Here is an 18,671-nt window from a genome sequence, read left to right on the forward strand (position 1 = left end):
GAGCCCCTACCGGGGAAATCCGGTAGGGGCTCTTTGGCGTCGTACAGCAGCGGAGTACAGCAACTACTTCCCGTGTGGAGTGCTCGGCGCTCCCAGATGCTTCCCGAGCTTGCGCAGCGCCTTTCGCGTCGCTTCGGAAGGTACGTGCGTATAGACCTCCATCGTCACGGCGATCTTGCTGTGCCGAAGGATCTGCATCGCGATCCGGGGGTGCACGTCGAGGGCGGCCAGGAGCGAGCCGCAGGTATGCCGGGTGTCGTGCAGTCGGATGCGCCGGACACCTGCTTTGGCAGAGCGGGCGGTGAACGAGCGATTGAAGTTACGGGGCTCGATGGGCGTCCCGTAGCGAGTGGTGAACACGAAGTCGGAGCCGCTCCACAACGGGCCCGCCGCGTGCCTGGCCACCTCCTGCTCCTTGTGCCGGAGTTCCAAGGCTGCGACGCAGATCGCGGGCATCGGCAGCATGGCGGCGGAAGCTTCCGTCTTTGTCTCGTCGTGCACGAGCTGCCGCCGGATGCGCTGGAGCTGATGTTGAACGGTGATCTCGCCCGCATCGAGGTTCACGCTGTCCCAGGTGAGCCCCAGCACTTCGCCACGCCGGAAGCCGAGGACGAGAATCAGCACGTACGCGGGATACAGCGGATCACCAGCAGCTCGGGCAGCTTCGAGAAACTGCCTGGCCTCCTCCACGGACCAAGGGTGACGCTGCGTCCTGCGGGCGGAGCGAACCTTGACCAGCCCGGCCACGTTCTTCGTGATCAGTTCCTCGGCCATGGCGTTGGTCAGCGCGGACCGCAGAATGGCGCGGGCATCCTGGACCGTGCGACGTGAGGGAACCTGTCGGCAGCACTTCCCGACGGCGCAGCATCGCGGGTCATCGCGCTTGGAGTCCTTGCCTTGCGCGCAGCACTGGCATTGTTCGAGGAGCCCGTTCACCCAGGCCCGCACGTCACGCACGCCGAGTTTGTCGAGCCGCTTCGAGCCGAGGCCGGGCACCAGGTACAGACGCACGTGCATGGCGTACGTCTCGGCGGTCTTGGGCTTGAGATCCGGCTCCACCACCTCCTTGAGCCAGCGAGCGAGATACTGCGCAAGCGTTGGGACGGATGTAGCGACAGGCCCTCTACTGGCCTCCCCGTGAAGTTTGATCCACTTGGCGTGAACCTCCTCGCGAGTCTTCCCGTAGACGTACTTCCGCTGCTTCCTACCGTCCGGGGTCTCCACCCAGACGTAGGCGGCGAAGCCGTTCCTGTACGGGTAGATGGACCCCTCACCGTTGGCGCGCTTGCCGGTCATGCTGCCCACTCGTCGGCATCGGCGGTGACACGCTGGACGTACTCGTCCACCCAGGCCGGGAGGATGCGGCGGTTGCCGCCGACCTTCACCGAACGGATCTCTCCGGTGAGCACGAGCATTTTGGTCTTGGACAGGCCGAAGCCGAGCATGTCGGCGACCTCGGCCGTGGTGTGCCACCTTCGCTCGATCACAGTGGTGGTCATGACGCGATCGTTCCTTCCGGGTCGGGTGTGCTGGAGGCGGCGAGCCATTCCTCGCCGCGGGTGAGGCCGGTTCCGGCGAAGTTCCAGTGGGCGAGGACGAGGGTGGTGTCTTCACCGTCCGGATCGGCCGGCGCGGGGGTTTGGTCACCGTGGGCGATGGCGGCTTGCAGGCGTCGCCATTCGGCACGAGCGGTGCGCAGGGCGCCGAGGGTGGTGGAGTAGCGGCGGGTTTTGGTGGAGAAGTGGCCGCGGAAGCCGAGCATGTGCGCCCAGGCCCGCAGCCGGAGGTCTGCCAGGTCCTTACGTGCTCCTAGAGCCCAGGCGGTCCGGATCATCTGGCGGGCGTGGTCAGTGAGGGTCATCTGGGCGAGTTCGGCGAGGAACTTCAGGGGGCGGTCGAGGGTGCCGGTCGCGGTCTCTGCTCCCTTGGTGGCGTACTTCGCGATGTACGCGGCAACGGCCAGTTCGGTCAGCTCCGTGTTGCCGTCGAAGTCCGCGGAGCGGATGGGGCGAATGTCGAGCTGTCGCCCGAAGGCGAACTTGTGGATGCGGCCGTCGACGAGGGGGCCGGGCACGTTGGCGGCGGTGGCGGCGGCGCGGATGGCGTCGGTGAGGAGGTCGGGGGTGGCCCAGGCCGGGGGCGGCGTGTCTCCGCCGTCGGGGCCGTCGAGGCGGATCACGGCGTGGAAGTGGATGGCGCCGCGGCGTTGGTATTCGGCGACTTTGGCGAAGGAGACCCGGGCGTGTTCGGCGAAGTCGCGTTGGGTGAGCCCGGCGCGCTTGGCGACTTCCCGGCGCAGGTAGATGGAGAACCGGGCCCAGATCTTGGAAGCGTGCGCGTTCCACAGCACGGCCGCTTCGTAGTCGTACGAGGAAGCCGCGAGCGGGGTGCCTAACTGGGGTGCGTCGTCGGGGTGCCGGGTCCCGCAGCGGCAGCGCCCGGAGGCGGGTTGGTTGTGGACCGGGCCGAAGCTGGGGGCGGTGAAGGTGGCGAAGACGCGGGGGTGGGTGGCCACGCGTTCGGGGGTGCCCTTGCCGCCGCGCAGTCCCGCGGTGATCAGCTGGTACGTATCGCGCCGGTAGGTCTCTGCGCAGGCCGGGCAGCGGCTGGTCCGGCGGTTGTTGCAGCGGACCAGGAGGTTCCCGGCGGGCAGCTCCGAGGAGTGGAGCTCGGACAGGATTTCGCCGGTGGCGGGGTGGATGTCGGTGCGCTGTCCGTCGAGGCGGATCGGGGTGGTGCAGCCGCCGAGGCCGCGCAGTTGGCGCATGAGGCCGGGCATGGTGCCCAGGCGGGCGAGGAAGGCGAGTTCACCCACCGGGGGCGGTGTGGTCGTCGTGGTCACTGTGGAGTCCTCCTCTCAAAGGCGAAGGCCGGGACACCGGGCCGGAAGGCGCGCAGTGTCCCGGCCGTAGGGGTCAGCGGTGGGTGAAGGCGGCGGCGGCCGCGGTGTCGAGGAGGGTCCGCAGGGGCGGGGTGGTGCCGGTGCCGTGGCACGTGCGGCAGTGGGCGGTGATCGTGCGCCGGTTGCCGTTGCGGTCACGGCCGCCGAGAGTGATGGCGGCGGAGGCGAAGCCGTCGCAGGCGGGGCAGATCCGCACGCGGGCAGGGGTGGGCTGGGCCATGATGGGTGTTCTCCTTTTCGGTCCTTTGGGTCGGGAAGGGGCAGGGCTCTCCGGGCGGCGGATGCTTGGCGGTTGAGGCCGCCCGGAGAGCCGGTCAACGACGGGGCGGGTTGTTGAGCAGGGAGCGCAGGACGACCGCGCAGACAGCGACCGAGGCACCAGTGATGGCGACGGCGAGCAGCAGCGAGACCAGGACCGCGCCGACAACGAGCACGACCGCAGCACCACCACCAACGACGGCGAGGACACCGGCCGGAGACAGCCGCACAGCAGCACCGGGAGCAGCCGGAGCGACGGGCGCCGGGGTGGTGTGCTGGCAGGCGCAGGCCGCGGTGTGGTGCTGCTCGACCGGGGCGGATGCGGTGGTGATGAGCGGGGTGACGATGCCGGTAGGCAGTGGGTTGACCGGTACGCGAGGGCGGATCATGGCGAGTTCCCCTTTCGGGCGGGTTACTTGACGGCGGTGTCGATGACGGGGGACAGCAGGCTGTCGGCGAGGAGGTAGCCGCCGAGGAGGAGTACGGCGACGAGCCAGGCCGGGGGGCGGAAGAGCTTGATCCCGAGCCAGCCGACGACGATCAGGGCGAGCCACAGAGGGACGTCCACGGGGATCAGTCCTTTCGGTCAGCGGGTGCGGCAGCGGTGGGTGCGGGCGGCGAGCTGGGCGGCGGGCTGGCTCGAGTAGTCGGCGGACCAGCCGCAGTCGTCGTTGGAGCAGACAGCGGCGTGCTTGGTGCGGCCGTGGCGGTCACGGTGGGTGCCGATCTGCACCGGGCCGATCCGCATCACGGAGTGGAAGAAGTCACGGGCAGCCATCAGAGGTCTCCTTGTCAGGCGAGGTGGGTGGCGAGCTGGTCAGCCATCGGGCCGGGCAGGCCGAGACGCTCGCGCAGAGTGTCCGCGTCGATCGGGTGGCCGGTCGCAGAGCGGTGGGCGTCGGCGAGCTTGCGGGCGTGGTCCACCAAGGCGGGCGGAACATCCGGCGGCGGGGCGAGCAGGGCCGGAACCGGTTCGGCAGCCTCGACCGCATCCGGGAGCGGCCCGGGTTCGGGGGCCGGATCGGCCGGCATAAATTCCGGAGCGACCGCGGGCGCAGGCTCGGCAGTGGTTTCCGGGTCGGTGGGCGGGGTGTGGACGAGAAGGGTTCCGCCGAGGAAGGCGAGCGCGGGCCATCCGGCGACGAGGATGCGGAGCCAGGCGGGGACGTTGGTCAGGTCGAGGAGTCCGGCGGTGGCGACGTTCGCACCGAGGGATGCGGCCAGTGCGACGACGAACCACGTCCATGCGGCGCGGGTCGGCTCCCCGGTGCTGCGGAGATTGCGCAGGCGCCGCCAGGCCGCGACCAGCAGCAAGTCCACCGAGATCGGGTAGGCCCAGGCTTTCCAGCCGTCTTGTCCGGCTGCTGCGGCGATGTCGTGCAGGTGGGCGAAGGACAGGGCACCGGCGATCACGGCTTGCACGAGGACAGCGTCCGGGCGGATCGAGCGGGTCATGACTTCACCTCCTTCGCTGGGGTATTGGGGCCAGGGCCGGGCGGGGAGCCATGTCCTGCCGCCCGGCCTTGGCGGGGATCTACTCGGGGGCGTGGCCGGTGCCGAAGCAGGTCAGGCAGAGCGCTTCCTGCCGGTCAGCGGAATCACGCTTCTTCCGGCTGCCGATCTGGAAGGACTCGGAGACCTGCCCGGCCTTCTTGCACTCCGGACACGGCTTCTTCTTCGCAGCAGGTGCGGGGCGGGTCCTCTTGGCGGCGGGCATGGTGTCCTCCCTTGGGCATGGCGGGGCTAGGGACTTGGCGCGGGGCGGTCGCGCCGACCGAGGGTGCGAGGGATGGGTCAGGCGGCGGCGGGGGTGCTGGCCGGGGCCGGGATCTTGACCAGGGACACGTGCGGCAGGACGGGCCGGAACGCGGCGAGTCCGTCGAGTGCCGGCGTGCGGTGAGCGTGGGTGTTGCAGGCGTTCACGGCCTGGCGGAGCGTGGTGAACGGGGTGCGGATGCGGACCCAGCCGCCGGAGGAGTCACCGGCCACGGCCATGCCGGGGCGTTCGATGGGGATCTGTGTGGTGGCCACGACCGCATCGGGTGAGATGTCACCGAACGCCATCTTGGCGGAGGCTTCATCGTTGACCCGGTGCGAGACACGGCCGGTCAGCTGGGCACGGAGCATGGTGATGCCGTCACCGAGTTCCGCGCCGAAGCGCTGCCCGCAGATCTCCACATAGATCCCCGCGGCCCGGCCGAGCTGGACCAGGCGGACCAGGGCGGTGATGATCCGCTCGCGCCGCTTCTTCTCCGCCGACGTGGAGAACAGGGCGAGTTCTGCCACCTCGTCGACGAGGAGGACGACCGGGACCGGCCGCAGATGATCCGGGAGTCCCCAGATGTCGGCGGTGATCTCCCCGTCCGGGGTGTCCGCACTGATCCGCTGTTCGCGGCGGATCACCTGGTAGGTGTCGGCCATCCGCACAACGAGCGCTTCCAGGAGCTCGGCCGCGTCGTCGGGGTTGTCGGCCAGGGCGGAGAACCGGCGGGCGAGTGGGGCGAGTTCGACTCCTTCCTTGCAGTCGATGCCGACCAGGGCGACATGGAGCGGTGCGAGTTCCTTGACCAGCTGGCGTTGGTAGACGGACTTCCCGGACTTGGTGGCCCCGAGGTTCAGGGCGTGGGGAACCTCCTGGTAGTCGCGGTAGTGGACCTCTCCGTCCTCCCGCAGTGCGACCGGGACACGCAGCCCTTCCCGTTCGAGCTTGGCGGGCATCTGGACCCGGTTGAGGACGTCGTAGCCGGTCATCCGTAACTCGATGACACCGGACTTGAGTTCCCGGGCGGTGATGCCCTGCATGGCGAAGGAGTGCCGTAGCCGGTCCGTGGATGCCGTGAAGTCGAACGCGTCCTGACCGGGCCGCATCTTCAGCCGCAGCACCAGTCCGGTGCGGGTCGGTCGCATCCGCAGAATCCGCGGGACACGGGAGTTCGGAGCCGGTCGGTTGGTCATCCTGGCGAGGGTGAGCCGGAGCCGGGACGGCGGAACGGTCAGCCCGCACGCGTCCATGACCGACGCGTACCGGAAGGCCACCCGCACCAGCGCGAACAGGATGCCGAACGTCATCCAGTACCAGGCCGGACGCTGCCACCGCAGAACCAGCACGGCGGCGACCAGGAGCACACCCACGATCAGGAGCGCTGTCCCTGACATGGCGATCAGGCCTTGGTCGTGGACGGGGTGACCAGGGCGACGGCACGGAATGCGATACCGAAGCGCTTCTCACCGTTGAACGTGTTCTCCCAGTCACGGGCCTTGAGACCCACGACCTTGATCGGCATGCCCAGCGTGACACCGGCCGGGACACCCGTCTCCGGGATCGAGACGGTGTAGAGGTTCGCCTCACCCTCGTCCGCGATGGTCAGGCCGACCGTCATCATCTTGGCCTTCGTCTCGCGGTCGACCGCGATCTCACCCGTCTCCTTGTTGATCACCTTGTGCTTCGGCTCCACCGCGACGAACACAACGGCGGTCGAAAGATCAATCTTGAATGCTGACATGATGGAAGCTCCCTTGTAGGGGCGGAAGCGGCGACTTGCTTGGCGGTAGGGCGCCGCTTCCTGCATGTGAGTACTTCGAGCCCTGTCGGCAGCAGCCGCGGGGCTCTTCGTTTCCCATCTGGTGCGCACCAACAGGTTGCATCTGGTGCGCACCAGATGTCAAGCGGGTGGTGCGGTTGGTCGCCTCAACTCGCTTTGCTGTGACTCTTCTAGAGAAGCGCCTCGTTCAACTGGGCGGTAGCCAACAGGGGTTCACCGCGATCTTGTTAACGTCTCTGTTAACCCCTGCCTGCCTGCATTGATGTGAGGCATGCTGCTGTGAAGGCTTGGCGGACCAGTTGCAGGGGCGGCGGTGCGGAGTGCTCAATCGACTGAGGGAAGCAAGAGGAGCGCGACAGTGGTCGCAAGCGCGGCTCATCCACGAGCTTGAGCAATACGCGCGAAGGCACGCTCTCGGAATCGGCTCGACTGCCAGCCTGCGCGTCTACGTCTCGGAGTGGGAGAACGGGAAGCGCTCAATCAGCGAGCGCTACGCGAGGATCCTGCGACCGGTGCTGGGAGTCACGGACGAGGAACTATTCGGCCGGCATGCTGCCCCAGAAGCGCCGCCCGCGGTTGATGGCTACGTCGATCTGATCACCCGGATCGACTCGGCGCGCAGTGTCAGCCTGACCATGGTGAATACGTTCATGGACCAGACAGAGCTACTACGCACCGTGGATCGCCAGATGGGCGCCGCATCTCTCATAGATCAGATGACAGGCCACCTTGCGACCTTGGAAGACGCGCTCACGTTTGCAGTGCTTCCCGAGACTCGTCGCCCCGTAGCTCTGGCACTGGCCGGAGCCGCCACCCTTGCTGCTTGGCAAGCACTCGATGCCGGAGGTGTCGAAAGGGCCTGGCGGAACTACGAGTTAGGGAAGCGAGCAGCCCAGGAGGCTGGCGAACCGATGTACCTCGCTCACGCCACAGCGGAGCAGGCGTACGTGCTTAACGACGCGGGGAGGCCTGAGACGGCTGTCGCCCTCGTGCGAGAGGCTCAGCGCTTGGGCGGCAACCAGGTGTCACCGCGCCTGCGGGCGTGGCTGTACGCGGCCGAGGCGGAGCTCTGTGCCAAGGCTGGGTTGCCAGACGAATGCCGACGGGCAATCGACCGAGCCGTGGCTTGCCTCCCGGACGGCGAGGAAGCCCGCGACCCAGACATGCTGAGCATCTTCTTGAACCGTGGCCATCTGGCGCGATGGCGCGGGAACGCTCTGGCGCTACTGGGAGACGATGACGCGCTCGGCAGCCTGTACGAGGCCCTAGACGCAGCGGACCCAACGTTCATCCGGGCCACTTCAGGTCTGCGCTGTGATCTTGCCCAGGCGCACCTCGCGCGTGAGGAACATGCCGAAGCTCAGGAGCACCTACAGCAGGCTCGCTTGTTGGCCAATCGAACCGGGTCTGTTCGATACCGACGACGCGTCGAGCAGCTCACGCAGAAGCTGTAGAGGCGCCTTCTCCACGAGAAGCGAGCAGGTGCAGCAGGGCGACCAACGTTCCTGAGCCCATCAACTCATCCCTGGCCATCAGCCGCGGGATGTCCGAGAGCGGCACCCATGCGATGTGCCCAGCTTCCTCAACGTCCGTGGGATCACCTACGTGCTGTGCGCCCTTGCCCACGTAGATCTCATGCGGCGAATCGACCATCCCGATCATGGGCTGATAGGTGACGACGTGATCGAGGGCGTTCGGTCGCCAGCCGGTCTCTTCTTCTACTTCCCGGAGCGCGGCGGCGTGGGGGTCCTCACCCTGGTCCACAATGCCGCCGGGAAGCTCCCAGCCCCACTTGTCCGCCACGAAGCGGTAGCGCCAGAGCATGAGGACACGGTCTTGGTCGTCGACCACCGCTGCGATCGCCACATGGTGGAGCCGCACGACGTGATGCTCGAAGCGCTCAACGCCCGGCGGTTCAACGTCGACCAGCGTCAGTTTCACCCAGCGGTTGTCATAGACCGTGCGCTCGCCATGAATCTGCCACGGCTCCAGGTCCTCGGGCCGCTCAATGCTCACGTCAGTCGACGGCACCCGGTAGGAGCTACGGGCGCTGGACTCGATGACCTTCTCGGCGACGAGCTTCGCCAGCACAGTGCGTAGCTGTGTCCTGCCGATGTCGAGGTCCTTCTCCAAGGTGCGCTCAGACGGCAGCTTCTCGCCGGGCTTCAGCTTCCCGGAGGTGACCCACTGGCGAATCGTGTTGTAGACCCGCGCCGACTTCGGTCCCATCCCCTGAGCACGCTCCTTGATGTCATCAACTGGCGTGCACCAGCGTAGCCGCCGGGGCTGACCGTCAACAGGTGACGATCACACGGCCGGTCATGGGGTGAGTAGAAACCTTCTCTACGGGTTCAAGGCGCCGCGCAAGCGCGGCGCGCGCCGCAGCCCCCGGCCGGGGGCTGCCTCTGTCTCCGCCCGGCTGCCCTCGGCCGGGCGGCGGCGCACCGAGCGCGACACCAGCCCGAGAGAAACGGCCGGCACGGGGGTGTGGGGTACCCCGCTGTGGCTGGGGCGGTCGGCTCCACGGCTTTAGCCACCTCCCCGGTTCGGGTCCCGCGTCGAGCAAGACCAGGGGGCCACTCGTTCAAATTCCGGGCAGGATCACAGCCTGCCCGAGTTGCCAGCCAGCGTACGGCCCCCTGATCATGCTCGACCCCAAACCGGGCAGGACACCGGCCAAACCCGCTCCACCGACCTAATTGCCCATCCAGTTCAACCCGATTCCCGTACCCTTCTGTCGTGCTTAGACTTCTCATAGACACATCGGTATGGCTTGACTTGGCCCGGCGGCGAGACGGTCAGCAGATGATCGTTGCCATACGTGTCCTGAAGCATCAAGAGAAACTTGAGCTGTTGGTCCCATCGCTAATTCTCGACGAGTTCGAGAGAAACCGGCCGAGAGCTGAGAGTGCCGCAACGCAGAGCGTCCGCGAGAGATTTCGACTCCTGAAACAAGACCTCCAGGAGTATGGCGACGAAGACGCTCGACGCTGGATATCGGAGATGGCCCACCAGATCCCTTATGTGGCAGAAGGGTCCCTTCAAAACTTCTCCGAAATATTCGAGCTCCTGAAGCAGGGAAGGAAGCTCGAACCAAGCGCTGGCGAATATGCGGCCGTGGTGAAGCGAGGCCTTGAGAAGAAAGCGCCGCTCCATCTAAATAAGAACAGCATCGCCGATGCCTTGCTTGTCGAGCTATATAAATCGACGATCGAGCAAAGTGGCGAGACGGGTGAAGTCTTTTGCTTCGCAACCTCGAACCATGACGACTTCTCGTTTCCAAAGGGTGACCATCGGCAGCCGCATCCGGATCTGGAAGGCATTTTCAATCAGGTTCGATCTCGTTATATCTATGGAGTAGACGGCCTGAACTCTCTGATGCTGAGCTACTTCGGTGATGACTTTGCCGAGCTGGTCGAGGAAATAGATCTGGTTAGGACAGATGCACGTTCCCTCGCCGAGATCTTGAAAGCGGAAAACGAGTACTTTGAAAAGATCTGGTACGTTCGAAAGTTGATCCTTCAGGAGAAGCTTGAAGCCGGTGATGATGAACCGCTGGATCCTGGCTTGGAAGATCAGATGATCGCTGCTATGCGGGACATTGAGGCGCGATACGGCAGAGACAACGTGGGTCCATGGGACGACTGGGGCTGGGGGTTTGTTCACGGCAAGCTCTCTGCCCTGAGGTGGGTTCTCGGAGAGGAGTGGGACTTCCTAGATACGTAGGCGACGCGACCCTGACGCGCGACAGGTGAGACCAATGGTCGAGGGACCACCTGGGCGGACCTGATAGGAATGAGGTCCTGCAGACCCGCTCTGCCTCGCGGCATCCGAGTGAGCCTCCGCGGGCTGCCGCGCGGTTGCAATGCGGTGCCCTTCTTCTTCTGCTAGACCTCGTATCGAGGCGCAGAGGGCAAGTGATAGGGAGGTGGCAGTGGCACACGTGTCAGATGCTGTCGCTGAATCTCAGGGGATGATTTCTCACTTCTGTGGTACTGCAGTTGCCATTGCAGCGCTGACCGCGACGCTGTTGGGGATGAACGGTGCCGAAGTTCCCCTGGTCGTAGCGACAGGCGTACTAGCGGCGGTGATCTGCACCTTTTGGGCTAGTAGCTACTTATGGGACAAGCTTGTCGCCGCCGATGAGCGCCTTGACGCTGGGGCCACGCCGGGAAGTGAAACCGAGCCTGCACCTCTGGGGCGGGCTATTACTGCGGGGGCCCAGCTTGCGATCACCATCCAAGGGGTGGTGCTCGGTCTCATCTTTTCGCTCTCGGATCAAGGTGATGTGACGGTCACCTCCAAGGTGGCGGTAATCGCTCTGGGGGCGGGTGTAATCTTTGGCATTTTGCTGATTACCGTTTCAGGGGACAGCATTCATGGGCCCAGCACCCACGCGTTCGTAATTTTGCTGTTCTATTTGACGCTTTGGGGTCTTGCTTACGGTCTCATTAGTATCGTTTCTGTCGTCGTTTTGAGCTAGCAGGAGTGAGGTTGATGCGTGATCGGGGCCGAAAGTCAACTGGAAGTTCAATCCGTTCTGACATTTGACCCAGATGCTCTTATTGCTATTGCCGATTTTGTTGGAGAAGTGCAGGGCGCGGGTGAATTGCACAGTCACCTTTCCTTGGCGGCTGCGGAGTACGCAGTTGCCGCGGGGCGGGGAGTGGGGTACGAAGTCGTAGTGGATGGACGATCGGCCACTCTTGCGATTTTGCACTATAATTGCAAGTCTCAAACACGCATTTGCAGACGGCCGGAATCCCCGCCCGCTTTGGATTTTCAAGACATGACAGTGTTTTCTGCCGACGCGTATCGGCTAGGGCTTATTATCGGCGACTTTGGGAATCTTGAGAATTCTCCCCAACTTCTTTTTGGTGCCATCTCGGAATTGGAAGGTAGGTATGTAGATTCTCAAATTACTAATAATGCGAAAAAGTCGATGATTCTGCGCCAGCAAGGGCTTCTCTGGTTCCTCCAGTTGGCCACCGCGGAGTACCCTGGATACCTTTACTCAAGTGCTGAGGATTCCATTTCAGCGGCGGCTCATGGCATCGGTTTTCCACTTGAACGCAAGTATTAGCAGCGCCCTGTGATCGGGCCCTCCGGACGTATTCGAGCTCCCTGAGTCTGAGGGCGCAGCCGCAAGTGTTCCCGGCAACCGGCGGCACCGGGTAAGAGTGCGGACCGATCGAACTCACGAGGCAGGCCGCGTGCCAGATCCGTGCCAGATTGTGCGGTCAGCCACGGTCAATCAGAGTGCTCGGAAGCGTCAGCGCTCCCTTGAGGGACAGCCGCGCTCTGCCTCTGTTGACCAGCTGAAGCGGGCTTGAGGTTGTCGCCAGGCTTACAGCGCAGTAGTCGCGGGCTCTCTCGGCAGGTCATGATCTGTCCATGGACGAATACAACTGGCCAACGCGCCGCCCCAACGTGCCGGGGCAGTCGCCGGAGGAAGTCTGGACGGCAACGCTTGCAGCTCTCCCCCTGAGGGCCCCCATCGCAGGAGAAGTGATTGCACGTCAGCCCTTCGGCGTCTTCATTCGGGTCGACGGAGTTCCGAACGCCGTGGCGCTCGCCGAGATCACTGCTATGCCCGAAGGGATGGGACTGCCCGTTCTCGGGGGACGCATCCGCGGTGAGGTCATCGACCACCTTGAGTACAACCACCAGTTGAGAGTTCGGCTGCACTGATCAGGGCAGCGCTTGAGTGGTGCTCGGGCTAGTGTGCAGCGCATGACCAGCGACGCTCCGGTCTGCCCCGAGTGCAGGCAGCCCCTGAAGTCAGGTGGCGTCGTGCTCACCAGGCGCGAGGACGACGGCCGGCGGACCTGCCGATCGCTGTGGCGGTGCGCCAGTCAGCACGTCTGGTGGAACTGGGCGGATCGGCCGGGCGACCCCTTGGAGATCTGCCCCGTGCCGGAGTTGTTCCGCTGACATCCAACGCTCACATCAGCGCCCGCGGACTGCTGGGGCATTGGGCGGCTACAGATGACACTCGTACGCGCGGCTGGGCTGCCAAGGGTGAGTTGGAGCGAACTCCCTAAAGCGGGTGTCGAGCAGACTGGGTCGTCACCTGCTGGAGGGACTCCACGATTGTGGACCATGGCAGCTCTCGAACTTCTGGGCCCTCGCGCGGTTCGTACAGTGGCCAGACGTCAGGACCGTAGACAAGATCTACGTCCGCCTTTCGCAGCGTCTCGATGTGCCCCTGCCAGGCAGGATGTCTTGCATGCGCTGCGTTGACCCGGGGGAACACCACGACGGGGGCACCGATCGTGCCGAGCGCCTCGCTCACCTGCGTTAGGGCTTGGTTGTCGGCGACGCCCGTCGCGAGCTTGGCGATGTAGTTCGCACTCGCGGGTGCGACGACGTAGCAGTCGGCGACCGGGTGGGGGCGGGGCTCAGTCGGCAGGCGAGGCGTATCCCGCACCGGCAGGCCGGTCAGTGCCTCCAGTCGGTCCAGCTCGCCGTTTGCCCTCAGCCATCGGCCGGCGTTCGGCGTCAGTGTCACGGCTACCCGCCAGCCGAGGGCTATGGCTGGCTCGACCAGGCCGGTGCGTAGTTGCTCGACTCCGTCGGCTGCCGTACCCACGACTGCCAGCACTCCGCGACTGCCTACGCTCACCGTTCACCGCCCCGTATCGGTCCGCCCCAGGGCCAGCAGTACAGCAGAGAAGTACCGCAACCACAGCGACTATCAGCAACCGTTGCTGGCCCCCAGCACCCGTGTGGGAACGTCAACAGCCCTCAGCGACCACTGTGCCGATAGTTCGCATCGAGGGGGTCTGGGGTTCAAATCCCCACAGGTCCACGCACGTCAAAGCCTCTACCGGGTTCACCTGGTAGGGGCTTTGAGCTGTTCTGGGGCTGCTGCTCCGGATTCTGCCGGCCCAGGTGCTTGCCCGGCCTCCTCCGTGCCGTCGGTGCCGCCTCGGGCGGGGGTGTGCGATGGCCTCCACGGTCACGGCGATCTGCCGTGCCGAAGGATCTGCAGGTGCCCGTCCGCTCGCGAAGCGGGATCATTTTCGCCCCGCATCGCCGCCGCCGATTCGCCCTCAGCCCGATGCGGTTCAGTGGCGAAGTACATCGGTCGGAGAGCCCGGCGCGGCTTTCGGCGTCCTGCGGCAGTGTCGCCCGGCACTCGCGTACGGACGTATCGCAGCCCTTAGGATGCCTGTCGTGGCAGGGGCGAGGCCAGGCACGGCATTCGTGGGGTGACGAGCTACTCCGACCACCCTGCCCACGCCTATCAGATCCAGGAGATCTCCCGGTGACGCCAGTCGAGCGGCCGTCCGCCCCGAAGCCCGGTCCTCCTGCGCGCCGTGAGCACTGGTATCAGCCGCGCCGCTCGGGATTCCGGTGGGAGCAGGAGGGGCTGGACCATGTGCGGCAGTTGATGCCGCAGGCCGAGCCGTACCGGGCGTGGGCGACGTTCCAGTTCACCGGGGACTCCGGCCGGGTCAACGAGAGCGACCTGCTGATCGCTGTACCCGGAGGGCTGTATCTGCTGGAGTTGAAGGGCCATCCGGGGCGGGTGGTGAATCACGGGGACACCTGGCAGTTCCACGCCGACCGGGTGCGGACCTTGAAGAACCCGCTGCACCTCACGGATCTCAAGGCCAAGGAGCTCAAGGGCCGCCTCGAGCGCGCCGCCCGAGCCATGAAGGAGGACCCGAGGCGGATTCCCTACATCAAGCCGGCGGTCTTCCTGCACGACCCGGACCTGGTGAGCGAGCTCGACGAGTTCCAGCGCACCGCCGTCTTCGGGCGCAACGACGGCTCCGGTGGGCTGCCGAAGATCTGGGACGATCTGCTGGGTCTGCCGCCCGAGCGGGAGAGCTGGCGGGTCACCCCGCAGACCAGCCGTCTGCTCGAAGAGCTGATGAAGCGGATCGGCATCAGCCACTCGACCGCGCATCTGCGTTTCGGTGACGGCTGGCGGATGGAGCCGCGGGCCCTGGACGCCGGGCCCGGCTGGGAGGACCGGCTCGCCGTACGCGACGACGGCCTGGCCCAGGAGAGCGGCCGCGTACGGATCTATCTGGCCGGCGAGGCGTCGTCCGAGCAGCAGCGGCGCCGGGTGGACCGGGCGGCCCGCCGTGAGTACCAGGTGCTGCAGGGCATCAACCACCGCGGCATCGTGCAGGCGGTACAGATCCGGGAGCACCAGGGCGGTCCGGCGATCCTGTTCCGGCACCGCGAGACGGATCTGCGTCTGGACGCCTATCTGGACGCGTACGGTGGCCGGCTCACCCCGGTGGTGCGCCTGGACCTGGTGCGCCAGCTCGCCGAGGCGGTGCGTTACGCCCACAATCGTTCCCTCTACCACCGTGCTCTGTCCGCACGTTCGGTGTACGTCTCCGCGCGCGAGGACGGCACCGATCCCGTTCTCCGGATCGCGGACTGGCAGACCGCCGCCCGTGACTTCGAGACCTCGTTGCACCGCTCACTCGGGGACACCCCTCTGGACGCGGGCCTGATCGCGGACATCGCCCAGGTGTATCTCGCTCCGGAGACCGACCAGGAGTTCGCCGACCCGGTCGATCTCGATGTCTTCGGTGTGGGAAGCCTCGCGTATCTGCTCCTCACGGGCCGTCCGCCCGCCGACCGCCGCAGCACCCTGGTCGACCGGCTGGCCGCCGAGGGCGGACTCCACCCGTACGCGGTCGCCGACAGCATCTCCGCCGCTCTGGACGCGGTGGTCTTCCAGGCGACCGCCGCCGATCTGCAGGGGCGGCTGGCCTCTCCGGACGACTTCCTGCGTCTCCTGGACGCCGCCGAGGCCGATGCCGCACCGGCCGAGCAGCCGGGCGGCGCGGTCGCGGACCCACTGACCGTGCTGCCGGGCCAGCCCCTGGACGACACCTGGACGGTCACCCGGGTCCTGGGCACGGGGGCCACCGCCCGCGCACTGCTGGTGCGGCGCACGGCGGACGACGGAACGGCCGAGCCGGATTCTCCCCGTGTCTTCAAGGTCGCCCTGGACCGTGAGAAGGACGCACGGCTGTACGCGGAGGCCGAGGCGCTCAAGGAGGTCGGCGGTGGCCGCATCGCCAAGCTGCTCGCGGAACCGCGTGAGCTGGCCGGCCGTACGGTGCTGGAGATCGAGTACGCGGGCGGTTTCCGCTCGCCCGCGGACCGGGATCCGGTCAGTCTCGGGTCGCGGCTGAGGGGTCAGGGCTCGCTGGGGTACGACCAGTTGGAGCGGTTCGGCAACGACCTCTTCGACGCCCTCGACAGTCTGGCCGCCCGCGGGGTGCGCCACCGGGACATCAAGCCGGACAACCTGGGCCTGTTCAAGCGCAACGACGGTTCCTGGCAGCTGATGCTGTTCGACTTCTCCCTGGCCGAAGCCCCCGACCAGGACATCCACGCGGGCACCCGCGGCTATCTCGACCCGTTCCTCGGCGGCAGCCGCCGTGCCCGCTACGACGATCACGCCGAGTGGTACGCCGCCGCCGTGACACTCCATGAGATGGCTTCGGGTGAACGCCCGGTGTGGGGCGACGGCCAGAGCGACCCGCTCACCGTGACGGACGCGGAGCTGTACGTGGCCCGCGAGCTGTTCGACCCGGCGCTCAGCGAGGGGCTCACCCGCTTCTTCGAGCGAGCCCTGCACCGGGATGTCGACCAGCGGTACGACAGCCTGCGCCAGACGGCGGAGGCGTGGCGGCAGCTGTTCCGTACGGCGGACTCGGCGCGCCCGGCCACCACTCAGGCCACGGTGGGCCTGACCGCCGAGGCCGTCGAGGACGCCCGCGAGCAGGCTGCCGCGGCCGCCGGTCTGGCCACGCCGCTGGAGGCCGCAGGGCTGTCGCCGCGGGCCGTCTCGGTCGCCGCCGGTCTGGGTGCGGCGACGGTGAAGGCCCTGCTGGACATCCCGCCCCACACGATCTCCCGTGCCCGGGGCGCCGGCAACGTGATCCGCAAGGAGCTCAACCGGCGCCACCGCCAGTGGACGCACGACCTGCGGAAGAAGCCCGTTTCAAGGGCCGCGGCGACCGTCGCGGCGGACGCGCCCGAAGAGGCGCTGGAGTCGGTGGACACCCTGGCCGCCCGGCTCACTCCGGTGGAGGGCAACCGGCGTACCAAGCCGCGCCCCGACGTCGTACGCACCACCCTGCAACTGCCGGGCGCCGACCGGCTGGACCCCTGGCCGGCCCAGCCCGCCATCGCCAAGGCGCTGGGCATCAGCCAGCCCACCGTCTCCCAGCATCAGCTCGCGGCGACAGAGCAGTGGGCGGAGCTGCCGTGGCTGCGCCGGATCCGCGACGAGCTGGTGACCATCCTGTCCGAGCAGGGCAGGGTCATGACGGCCGAGGAGCTGGCCACGGAGCTGCGCGCCCGGCACGGCGCGGGTGACGCCAGTCCCGCCGACACCCTGGGCATGGCACTGGCCGTGGTGCGGGCGGCTGCCGAGACGGAGGCCCGCAAGCGCGCCGAGGACGCCGGCACCGCTGCCGAGGTCCCGGCCCGGCTCACCGTCCTGCGGCGTGCCGGGCGGGTCGTCGTGGCCCTGGAGGACCAGCCGGGCGCCGACGACCCGACGCCTGTGGAGCTGGCGGAGTACGCGGCCCGTCTCGGTGAGGCCGCGACCGTCGTGGCGGCCCGCGATCCGCTGCCGGGCCGGGCGACCGTGCTGCGCGAGCTGCGTGCGGTGAGTCCGCCCGAGGGGATAACGCCGCTGGCCGACACCCGGCTGGTGGCGCTCGCCGCTGCCCTGGCGCCTGGGGTCGCCTTCTCCCCGCGCCTCGAACTGTTCCCGCTGGACCTGGACCTTCCCCGTGCCCTGCGCATCTCGCAGGCTCCGGCAGGGGTGCGTGCCCATGTCGGTATCAGTGCCGCAGATTTGCTGGCCCGGGTCCGGGCCCGTTTCCCGGGCCTGGCGGTTCTGGCCGACACCACCTATGTCGAGCTGGAGGAGGCCCTTGTCGAGGCCGGCTTCCCGCTCGGTTACGACCAGGAGCGCAAGCGTTTCCTGCCGCGCGTCCAGCTGGTGCCCGGGAGCCGCCACGAGGTGTCGGTGTCCGCGCTCACCAGCACGGGCACGCTGATCGCCGCCGCGCAGAGTGACGTGGCGCAGGGCCGTGACCCGCGCAAGGTGCTCGCCGCGCGGCTGGAGACGTCCCACCGGCGGGGCGGTTTCCTCGCGTTGACCCTCAAGGGCGCGGAACTGCCGGGTGTGGAGGCGAGGCTGGCCTCCCGGTACGACGTCGTACCGGTCGCGCTCGACGAGCTGTTCCTGACCGCGATGCGGGAGTTGGCCGAGGAGCAGGGGGTGCGGTGGCAGGCCCTGTTGAAGGCCGACGCCACGTTCGCGGCCTCCGGTGTCATCGGGGCGGCGCTCGCTTCCTACACCCGTCTCGCCGCCGAACGCGTCGCCACCCGCGTCACCGCTCTCGCCGAGCAGTCGGGGCCGCGTGCCGTCCTCCTGGCCCACCGGGCCGGGCTGGCCGCACGGTACTGGGAGGCCGGCGGCCGGGAGCTGCTGGTCACCTTGCAGGAGGCCGCCCGCCGCCCCGCGGACGCCCCGCACGGTCTGTGGCTGCTCGTCCCGGCGGAGGACCCGCAGGCGACTCCGGCCCTGGACGGCCGCACGGTGGACGTCGTGGACCGGGTGAGCGAGTGGGCGGTGCTGGACGGGCTGTCGCTGCGGGAGCTGCGGGGCCTGGGTCCCGGGTCCTGAGCTTCGGGATCCGGGAGTCGGGACCCGAGGCCCCGGGGTCGAGCTCCGGGAGTGGCCGGTTCACTCGTTCGTGGGTACGAGGAGGGCGCCGGGCCCGACGCTTGAGCTTCGGGATCCGGGAGTCGGGACACGGGTTCCGGGACCCGAGCGCCTTCTTTCACAGGTGGGTAAAAGAAGGTGGGGTAAAACCTCCCCCACCTCCCTGACCCGTCACGGCCAGCAAGTATGACTAATCGTGACCGAGTTGCGGCGGAGCGTCGCGACTGCTTACGGTGCGACAACT

The 18,671-nt window shown here is 67.2% G+C and carries 20 protein-coding genes; 7 read left to right on the top strand and 13 right to left on the bottom strand.

The features are described from left to right. Positions 1-63: 63 nt before the first annotated feature. The 11 genes from xerC to OG844_RS30055 all read right to left on the bottom strand — a co-directional run bounded on the left by xerC (position 64) and on the right by OG844_RS30055 (position 6,663). On the bottom strand, positions 64-1,296 hold the full coding sequence (xerC, locus tag OG844_RS30005; RefSeq protein WP_406394480.1) for a tyrosine recombinase XerC: 1,233 nt from the start codon (positions 1,294-1,296) through the stop codon (positions 64-66). Then, a complete protein-coding gene (locus tag OG844_RS30010; RefSeq protein WP_351175817.1) occupies positions 1,293-1,499 on the bottom strand; it encodes an excisionase family DNA-binding protein in 207 nt (68 codons plus the stop codon). Before OG844_RS30010 ends, xerC begins: the two co-directional genes overlap by 4 nt. Beyond that, the gene (locus tag OG844_RS30015) at positions 1,496-2,779 is read right to left on the bottom strand and encodes a replication initiator (protein ID WP_406396309.1); all 1,284 of its coding nucleotides are present in this window, start codon (positions 2,777-2,779) and stop codon (positions 1,496-1,498) included. The genes OG844_RS30010 and OG844_RS30015 overlap by 4 nt, the downstream gene beginning before the upstream one ends. 136 nt (positions 2,780-2,915) lie before the next feature. Beyond that, a complete protein-coding gene (locus OG844_RS30020; RefSeq protein WP_406394481.1) occupies positions 2,916-3,122 on the bottom strand; it encodes a hypothetical protein in 207 nt (68 codons plus the stop codon). 94 nt (positions 3,123-3,216) lie between these two features. Then, positions 3,217-3,549, bottom strand: a complete 333-nt coding sequence (locus OG844_RS30025) for a SpdD-like protein (protein WP_406394482.1) — start codon at positions 3,547-3,549, stop codon at positions 3,217-3,219. Positions 3,550-3,572: 23 nt separating this feature from the next. After that, positions 3,573-3,728, bottom strand: a complete 156-nt coding sequence (locus tag OG844_RS30030; protein ID WP_383800322.1) for a hypothetical protein — start codon at positions 3,726-3,728, stop codon at positions 3,573-3,575. Positions 3,729-3,746: 18 nt separating this feature from the next. After that, entirely contained in the window at positions 3,747-3,938 is a 192-nt protein-coding gene (locus OG844_RS30035) for a mobile element transfer protein (protein ID WP_384610380.1), read from the bottom strand. A gap of 14 nt (positions 3,939-3,952) precedes the next feature. Then, positions 3,953-4,615 carry a DUF2637 domain-containing protein gene (locus OG844_RS30040; protein WP_406394484.1) on the bottom strand — a complete coding sequence of 221 codons (663 nt, stop codon included), beginning with the start codon at positions 4,613-4,615 and terminating at the stop codon, positions 3,953-3,955. A gap of 79 nt (positions 4,616-4,694) precedes the next feature. Further along, complete coding sequence (locus OG844_RS30045; RefSeq protein ID WP_406394486.1) at positions 4,695-4,877, bottom strand: hypothetical protein; 183 nt, start codon at positions 4,875-4,877, stop codon at positions 4,695-4,697. A gap of 77 nt (positions 4,878-4,954) precedes the next feature. Beyond that, on the bottom strand, positions 4,955-6,316 hold the full coding sequence (locus OG844_RS30050; RefSeq protein ID WP_406394488.1) for an FtsK/SpoIIIE domain-containing protein: 1,362 nt from the start codon (positions 6,314-6,316) through the stop codon (positions 4,955-4,957). Between the two features lie 5 nt (positions 6,317-6,321). Further along, positions 6,322-6,663, bottom strand: coding sequence for a hypothetical protein (locus OG844_RS30055; RefSeq protein ID WP_351175803.1), 342 nt, complete (start codon positions 6,661-6,663; stop codon positions 6,322-6,324). A 359-nt stretch (positions 6,664-7,022) separates the two neighbouring features. Here OG844_RS30055 and OG844_RS30060 point away from each other — a divergent pair, with 359 nt between their 5' ends. Further along, positions 7,023-8,156 (top strand): XRE family transcriptional regulator, encoded by a 1,134-nt coding sequence (locus tag OG844_RS30060; protein WP_406394490.1) that lies wholly within the window; start codon positions 7,023-7,025, stop codon positions 8,154-8,156. On the opposite strand, the gene OG844_RS30065 is transcribed toward OG844_RS30060, so the two are convergent. Then, on the bottom strand, positions 8,140-8,931 hold the full coding sequence (locus tag OG844_RS30065; protein WP_406394491.1) for an NUDIX domain-containing protein: 792 nt from the start codon (positions 8,929-8,931) through the stop codon (positions 8,140-8,142). The genes OG844_RS30060 and OG844_RS30065 overlap by 17 nt on opposite strands. Before the next feature lie 510 nt (positions 8,932-9,441). On the opposite strand from OG844_RS30065, the gene OG844_RS30070 reads away from it, so the two are divergent. The 5 genes from OG844_RS30070 (at position 9,442) to OG844_RS30090 (ending at position 12,636) form a co-directional block, all read left to right on the top strand. Next, positions 9,442-10,428, top strand: a complete 987-nt coding sequence (locus tag OG844_RS30070) for a PIN domain-containing protein (protein WP_406394493.1) — start codon at positions 9,442-9,444, stop codon at positions 10,426-10,428. Between the two features lie 217 nt (positions 10,429-10,645). Then, a complete protein-coding gene (locus tag OG844_RS30075) occupies positions 10,646-11,185 on the top strand; it encodes a hypothetical protein (protein WP_406394495.1) in 540 nt (179 codons plus the stop codon). Positions 11,186-11,203: 18 nt separating this feature from the next. After that, positions 11,204-11,785 (top strand): hypothetical protein, encoded by a 582-nt coding sequence (locus tag OG844_RS30080; RefSeq protein WP_406394496.1) that lies wholly within the window; start codon positions 11,204-11,206, stop codon positions 11,783-11,785. Between the two features lie 311 nt (positions 11,786-12,096). Further along, positions 12,097-12,393, top strand: coding sequence for a hypothetical protein (locus tag OG844_RS30085; protein ID WP_406394497.1), 297 nt, complete (start codon positions 12,097-12,099; stop codon positions 12,391-12,393). Between the two features lie 42 nt (positions 12,394-12,435). Beyond that, positions 12,436-12,636 (top strand): dehydrogenase, encoded by a 201-nt coding sequence (locus tag OG844_RS30090; protein WP_406394499.1) that lies wholly within the window; start codon positions 12,436-12,438, stop codon positions 12,634-12,636. Between the two features lie 106 nt (positions 12,637-12,742). Here the strand turns inward: OG844_RS30090 and OG844_RS30095 are convergent, their stop codons facing one another. Beyond that, positions 12,743-13,294, bottom strand: coding sequence for a flavoprotein (locus tag OG844_RS30095; RefSeq protein ID WP_406394501.1), 552 nt, complete (start codon positions 13,292-13,294; stop codon positions 12,743-12,745). A gap of 678 nt (positions 13,295-13,972) precedes the next feature. Between OG844_RS30095 and pglW the strand changes: the two genes are divergently transcribed. Continuing rightward, the gene (gene pglW / locus OG844_RS30100) at positions 13,973-18,388 is read left to right on the top strand and encodes a BREX system serine/threonine kinase PglW (protein ID WP_406394502.1); all 4,416 of its coding nucleotides are present in this window, start codon (positions 13,973-13,975) and stop codon (positions 18,386-18,388) included. Positions 18,389-18,671 lie beyond the last annotated feature (283 nt).

The organism is Streptomyces sp. NBC_00887 (genome assembly GCF_045207585.1).

Bases quoted from the DNA above. Each gene is read 5' to 3' on its own strand.
- OG844_RS30065 (WP_406394491.1), bottom strand. From the start codon at position 8,931: ATGGGACCGAAGTCGGCGCGGGTCTACAACACGATTCGCCAGTGGGTC.
- OG844_RS30050 (WP_406394488.1), bottom strand. From the start codon at position 6,316: ATGTCAGGGACAGCGCTCCTGATCGTGGGTGTGCTCCTGGTCGCCGCC.
- xerC (WP_406394480.1), bottom strand. From the start codon at position 1,296: ATGACCGGCAAGCGCGCCAACGGTGAGGGGTCCATCTACCCGTACAGG.
- OG844_RS30040 (WP_406394484.1), bottom strand. From the start codon at position 4,615: ATGACCCGCTCGATCCGCCCGGACGCTGTCCTCGTGCAAGCCGTGATC.
- OG844_RS30045 (WP_406394486.1), bottom strand. From the start codon at position 4,877: ATGCCCGCCGCCAAGAGGACCCGCCCCGCACCTGCTGCGAAGAAGAAG.
- OG844_RS30020 (WP_406394481.1), bottom strand. From the start codon at position 3,122: ATGGCCCAGCCCACCCCTGCCCGCGTGCGGATCTGCCCCGCCTGCGAC.
- OG844_RS30055 (WP_351175803.1), bottom strand. From the start codon at position 6,663: ATGTCAGCATTCAAGATTGATCTTTCGACCGCCGTTGTGTTCGTCGCG.
- OG844_RS30090 (WP_406394499.1), top strand. From the start codon at position 12,436: ATGACCAGCGACGCTCCGGTCTGCCCCGAGTGCAGGCAGCCCCTGAAG.
- OG844_RS30010 (WP_351175817.1), bottom strand. From the start codon at position 1,499: ATGACCACCACTGTGATCGAGCGAAGGTGGCACACCACGGCCGAGGTC.
- OG844_RS30025 (WP_406394482.1), bottom strand. From the start codon at position 3,549: ATGATCCGCCCTCGCGTACCGGTCAACCCACTGCCTACCGGCATCGTC.
- OG844_RS30035 (WP_384610380.1), bottom strand. From the start codon at position 3,938: ATGGCTGCCCGTGACTTCTTCCACTCCGTGATGCGGATCGGCCCGGTG.
- OG844_RS30015 (WP_406396309.1), bottom strand. From the start codon at position 2,779: ATGCCCGGCCTCATGCGCCAACTGCGCGGCCTCGGCGGCTGCACCACC.
- OG844_RS30085 (WP_406394497.1), top strand. From the start codon at position 12,097: ATGGACGAATACAACTGGCCAACGCGCCGCCCCAACGTGCCGGGGCAG.